Genomic DNA, 5,109 nt, shown 5'->3' on the forward strand with positions numbered 1-5,109 from the left:
CTTCATATTGCCCGGTTTGTTGGCGCCGTGGCACCTTCAAAAAGTCCATACACATCGCTAATGAAGTTACATTGCAAGAACCTGTAGGATTATTCAAGTTATCCATTTGCGAGTGATAAGGAATACCCAGTCTGACAGTTGGGGGATTCGGTTTGGGATAAAATAGAACGCTGTCCTGAGTAATTTGAGCGTGTGCTCCGAAAACATACCAAATTCCTGAACCTTTGAAAGACTCGTTGCGGAGAGCAACTCTGATGTGACCGCGAGCCGGAGCAAAAGCCAGGATCTCAAACTCTTTTCCCGCTGGTATTACTTGTTTTTCCGAGTCCTGAAGTTGAGAAGACGCCAGCGGTTTTGATTTAAAAATGGTGTCTCTGAGCGTTTTCAGGATCAGGGGATTTGTGGGAATCTCCTCTGGTTTTGTTTCAATCAGCTTTTTGGCTGTGACTGCTCCCAAAAAACCCGCTTCGCCACACTTCATCAGAGTTTGAAATCGGTGGAGGGTGGCGGTAGAGAGAGGGCCAAAAATTCCGTCTACGGGAGGTTTCAGTAAACCCAGGTCAATGAGGCGGCTTTGAATTTGGCCACTGAGTTCGTCGTCTGCAGCAATTGCTTTGGCATCGTACCTAATTTGTGAGTTGAGAAAGTTTTGTAATTTCATGCTTGCGTGCCCTGTCAATCGATTTTAGATTTTAGATTTTAGATTTTAGAATTACGATCGCCGATCGATCCGGTTCCCCTAGACTAAATTGCTGGCTCGTCAATAATTCCCAGTTGATCGTCTCATAAAATTACCGTATTTTTGCTGCTCAATCGATTTTAGATTTTAGATTTTAGATTTTAGAATTACGATCGCCGATCGATCCGGTTTCCCTAGACTAAATTGCTGACTCGTCAATAATTCCCAGTTTCTCGTCTCATAAAATTACGGTAATTTTGCCGATCGCACGTACCTTAAAGGCTTCATATTAATTATTTGCTACAAAACCTTCAAGGCGCGAGCCGATCGAATTTCACGCACTATTGACTAAAAATCCCTGGTGCGCGTTGACATTGTTTCTGCCGAATTCCGAATGCTGTTGGATGCCTCAAAAGCAGAGGGATGGCAGAATTGCCCTGTTGAGGCGAAGTCAGATTTATGCTTCGTCCGGGCGAATTACCACAACACCCATTGCGTCGGGAGACAGATATTTGACGGCGGCTTCTCGGAGATCCTCGGCAGTCTGAGCTTGGATGCAGGCGGCATAGTTGAGGGCGGGAGCGATATCTCCTACCATCGACTGATAGTAACCGTACAAACTTGCTCGATCGCTCGGAGTTTCGTTACCAAAGATAAACCGATTTGCTACTTGAGTGCGGATGCGGGAAATTTCGGCATCTGTCACCAGTTCAGTTTGGAGAGTGCGGATGTGTTGGACGATGGCTGCTTCCACTGCTGCCAAGTTTTCTGTCGGTAGTTGAGCGGAAATTGAGAATACGCCGCCGAGTCGCTGAGTCATGTTGCTGACCGAAATTGACGACACTAGCCCTTTTTCTTCGCGCAAATCCTGAACCAAGCGAGTTGTGCGGCCGTGACCCAATATTGTCGCCAAAACGTCCAGGGCATAAGTTTCGGACATTTCCATGAAACCTGGTACTCGCCACATCACGATCAGTCGGGCTTGCTGAAGGGCAGAGTCTACAAATTCGCGGCGGACTGTTTCTGTAAACGGCGATTCTTGGCCGTAGTTCAGGATTTGGGGTTCTGGATGAAAGTTGCTGACAGTAGACAAATCTATTTTGTTGTTTTGTGATGTGCTTTTTGCTGCAAAACTGTCTGCGACAATTTCTATTAGTTGCTCGACTGGCAAATTGCCTACAGCTACGGCTGTCATGGCCCCTGGGTGATATCTGCTGCTGTGGAAATCCCGCATTTGTTGGGCTGTCAACTGTTCGATTACCGCAGTCGGGCCGAGTACCGGTCGCTTGTAGGGCAGGACTTCAAACGCTAATTCCATCGATCGCTGATAGGTGCGGCGGCGGGGATTGTCTTCCGATCGTCTAATTTCTTCTAAGACTACCAGCCGTTCTCGATCGAAGGCGTCGTCGGGAATGCTGGCGTTGAGCAACACATCGACTTGCAGGGGAGCTAGTTCGGCAAAATCTTTAGGAGCTGTGGTGATGTAATAGTTAGTGTAATCTTGGCTGGTGGCAGCATTGGTGACAGCGCCGCGTTGCTCGATCGCGCGCTCAAATTCGCCACTGGGAATGCTCGGAGTTCCCTTAAAAATCATGTGTTCTAAAAAGTGAGCCATGCCGTTAATGTCGTCTGGTTCGACGGCTGAGCCTAAATTGAGCCACACGCTGAGGTTAACAGCATCGACCGGCAAGTGTTCGGCTATAACGGTGAGGCCGTTGGGGAAATGGCGGATTGTTGGGGCGTTGAGGGGCGATCGAGCTGAGGTTTTGAGTAAGGTTGATGTCATTGTGCTTTTAAATTTATCTTGTTCTCTATCATCTTAAAGGGTCTTTAAGGAAGAGCTCAGGCATTGGGCATTTGGGGGGACAAATGCGACTTTGATATCGACGGTAATGCACGCACCGAGTTTTTGGTTTCCCTGGAGCAAGTCCTGTTAACGTATTTCTGCGATCGCGATCGTTAATTTATCCTAATAGTTGCCCAAGTCCTCAGTTTTTTTGGTGACAGCAAAAGATGGAAAATCGAAGATTGAATAACAACTTAGTATTTCCACAACCAGCTTTTCAACGATTTTGGCGATCGACTTCGGGGAAAATCGGCTTAATTTTGACTGTAGCGCTGATGATCTCGGCACTGTTGGCCCCCCTACTTTCCCCTTACGATCCGGCGATTGATCGAGATTATTTGTCGCGCTTGGTGGCTCCTAGCGCTAAACATTGGTTTGGCACCGACGGTTTGGGGCGAGATTTGTTGGTGCGGGTGTGGCACGGATTGGGGATATCTTTACTTGTTAGCCTGGTTTCTGTGGGTGCGGGTTTAATTGTGGGAGCGCTTTTGGGGCTGGTGGCCGGCTATTTTAGGGGGTTTCTGGAAATGGCGATCGGCACTTTGGCCGATATTTTGTTAGCTTTTCCTTCGATTTTACTGGCGATCGGCGTTGTTACCGTCACCGGGCCGAGCCTGGAAAGTGTAATTATCGCCGTCAGCCTCGTGCAAATTCCGATTTACATCCGCTTAACTCGCAGTATGGTGCTGTCTCTGCGGGAACAAGAATTTGTTTTGGCTGTCAAGGCCTTGGGCGCCAGTGACTTGCGAATTATTTTTCGCCACATTTTGCCGGGAAGTCTCGCGCCTCTAGTTGTACAAGCAACTCTTTCGACTGGTACGGCGACACTAGAAGCTGCCGGTTTGGGTTTTTTGGGTTTGGGTGCACAGCCGCCGGTTCCTGAGTTGGGGACGATGCTTTCTGATGCTTTTAAAGGCGGATACGCTCTTTCGTCTCCTTGGACGATCGTGTTTCCAGGTTTGCTGATTACCTTGACTGTTCTGGGTTTCAACCTTTTGGGCGACGGGTTGCGAGACGCTTTAGACCCCAGATCCAATGCTACGGCAAGGAAATAGCAATATTCAGGACTTACGCAGCAAGCACAGTATTTGAGCAATACTGTGCCTCCTCTAAAAATTGTTCATGTATGCTCAAACTTTGGGCTGCAGTTGAAGCCATTTCAAAGTCGTAGCCTGGGCTGCCGACTGAGGTGATACCCGCTATGACTGCCTGCTTTAAGATTGGCCCGGATAGGCGGCTGTCGCGCCCGATCGCGATTGTTAATTCTGCCGCTGATTTATTGACTTTTTGCACCAGCAAACTCACAAAGCCTTGCCCCAAAATAGTCGCCATTTCCGGGGTGGGGTTAACCTGTTCGTCTGGAACGCCTTCAATGGCGATACCGCGAATGTCTGAACCATGTTGCAGCTTTTTTAAGTTATACTTTTGCATAATAATCAATAGTAACTTTTTAGCTACGGATAAGTTTACGACAAATTTTAACCAGGAATTGTTACATTTGCTATTATCAACAAATAGGCAAGCTTTAACAGCGACTTACAAAAGTTATTAAAAGCGATCACTAAACATGAATTATATCAAATCCGGTTAGATAGGAATGATATACAAGTGCGCTCCTCTGGTTCGCTATCGAAAGCAAGGCGAGAGAGTGGGAGAGTGGGAGGATTTCTCTTCTTTCCTCTGCCCTTTTTCTTCGATATTCTGAGATTGTTTCAAGGAACAAATCCGCACTCTGACCATCCTACCACTGCTATTCAAAGCGCACAGAAATTCGATGATCGGTAAAACTCCCCAGTTCATTTTTCAAACGGTAGTCTAGTTCTGTTGCCCACTTTCGTTTTAATAAAGCCTTGGTTTGTTACCTGCCACTGAAAAATTAGGCAGGGTTACGCCACGGTGAATCTTCGGTGTAAGCTAAAGCTACTCGTTTTGGATCGCGACTATTCCAGTCATCTTCTGCGATTTGAACTTTAGTTTTAGCAGTTTCCCGCGTAAAAGGCGACAGTGGTGGTTTAGTTTCCATCTGGTTGAATGATTTTGCTCCTTTTCAACGAGTGATCGAACTTAGCATAATAATGAATACAGCACAAGACCACTATAACCAGCAACTTGCTGCCGTTTACAGTTGGATGTCAGGAAATCCTGAAGCAGCGAGCGAACGAAATCACGCTCTTTTTTGTCAATTGGCCCTCGACTCGGCACCGCGAGGATTAGCCATTGATTTAGGTGCAGGCTCAGGATTTCAATCTATTCCTTTAGCGCAATTAGGCTTTTCGGTAGTAGCTATAGATCTCTGTGATGCCCTACTTTCAGAGTTACGCGATCGCGCTAAACATCTTTCCATTCGTACCATTCACGACGATCTGCTTAATTTCTCGCAACATATTCAGGAACAGGCGCAGCTCATTGTTTGCATGGGCGACACACTTACACACCTAGAATCATTGAGTGCTGTCGATTCATTACTTTTGGACATTGAGCGCTCGCTGATTGAGAATGGGATGTTGATGGCTCTCCTGAGTTTATGGTGTAAAATAGCTCAACCAATACAGTTAGAGTAATGAGCTTTCATTTAGACTATTTA

At 46.8% G+C, this 5,109-nt stretch carries 5 protein-coding genes and 1 pseudogene; 2 read left to right on the forward strand and 4 right to left on the reverse strand.

Going from position 1 to position 5,109, the window contains the following annotated elements; genetic code table 11:
* Positions 1-661: peptidoglycan-binding protein (locus QUA04_RS28575; RefSeq protein WP_333263845.1), on the reverse strand; the 661-nt coding region annotated here is incomplete at its 3' end.
* Positions 662-1,136: 475 nt separating this feature from the next.
* Positions 1,137-2,465, reverse strand: coding sequence for a pitrilysin family protein (locus QUA04_RS28580; protein WP_333263848.1), 1,329 nt, complete (start codon positions 2,463-2,465; stop codon positions 1,137-1,139).
* Positions 2,466-2,692: 227 nt separating this feature from the next.
* Here QUA04_RS28580 and QUA04_RS28585 point away from each other — a divergent pair, with 227 nt between their 5' ends.
* On the forward strand, positions 2,693-3,580 hold the full coding sequence (locus tag QUA04_RS28585; RefSeq protein ID WP_333263851.1) for an ABC transporter permease: 888 nt from the start codon (positions 2,693-2,695) through the stop codon (positions 3,578-3,580).
* A 13-nt stretch (positions 3,581-3,593) separates the two neighbouring features.
* Here QUA04_RS28585 and QUA04_RS28590 read toward each other — a convergent pair whose 3' ends face one another.
* On the reverse strand, positions 3,594-3,956 hold the full coding sequence (locus QUA04_RS28590; RefSeq protein ID WP_333263854.1) for a hypothetical protein: 363 nt from the start codon (positions 3,954-3,956) through the stop codon (positions 3,594-3,596).
* 319 nt (positions 3,957-4,275) lie between these two features.
* Positions 4,276-4,548, reverse strand: a pseudogene (locus tag QUA04_RS28595) (DUF1348 family protein).
* A gap of 52 nt (positions 4,549-4,600) precedes the next feature.
* On the opposite strand from QUA04_RS28595, the gene QUA04_RS28600 reads away from it, so the two are divergent.
* A complete protein-coding gene (locus QUA04_RS28600; protein WP_333263857.1) occupies positions 4,601-5,086 on the forward strand; it encodes a class I SAM-dependent methyltransferase in 486 nt (161 codons plus the stop codon).
* The last annotated feature ends 23 nt before the right edge of the window (positions 5,087-5,109 follow it).

The organism is Microcoleus sp. S13_C5 (assembly GCF_036700845.1).
Taxonomy (GTDB): domain Bacteria; phylum Cyanobacteriota; class Cyanobacteriia; order Cyanobacteriales; family Microcoleaceae; genus Microcoleus.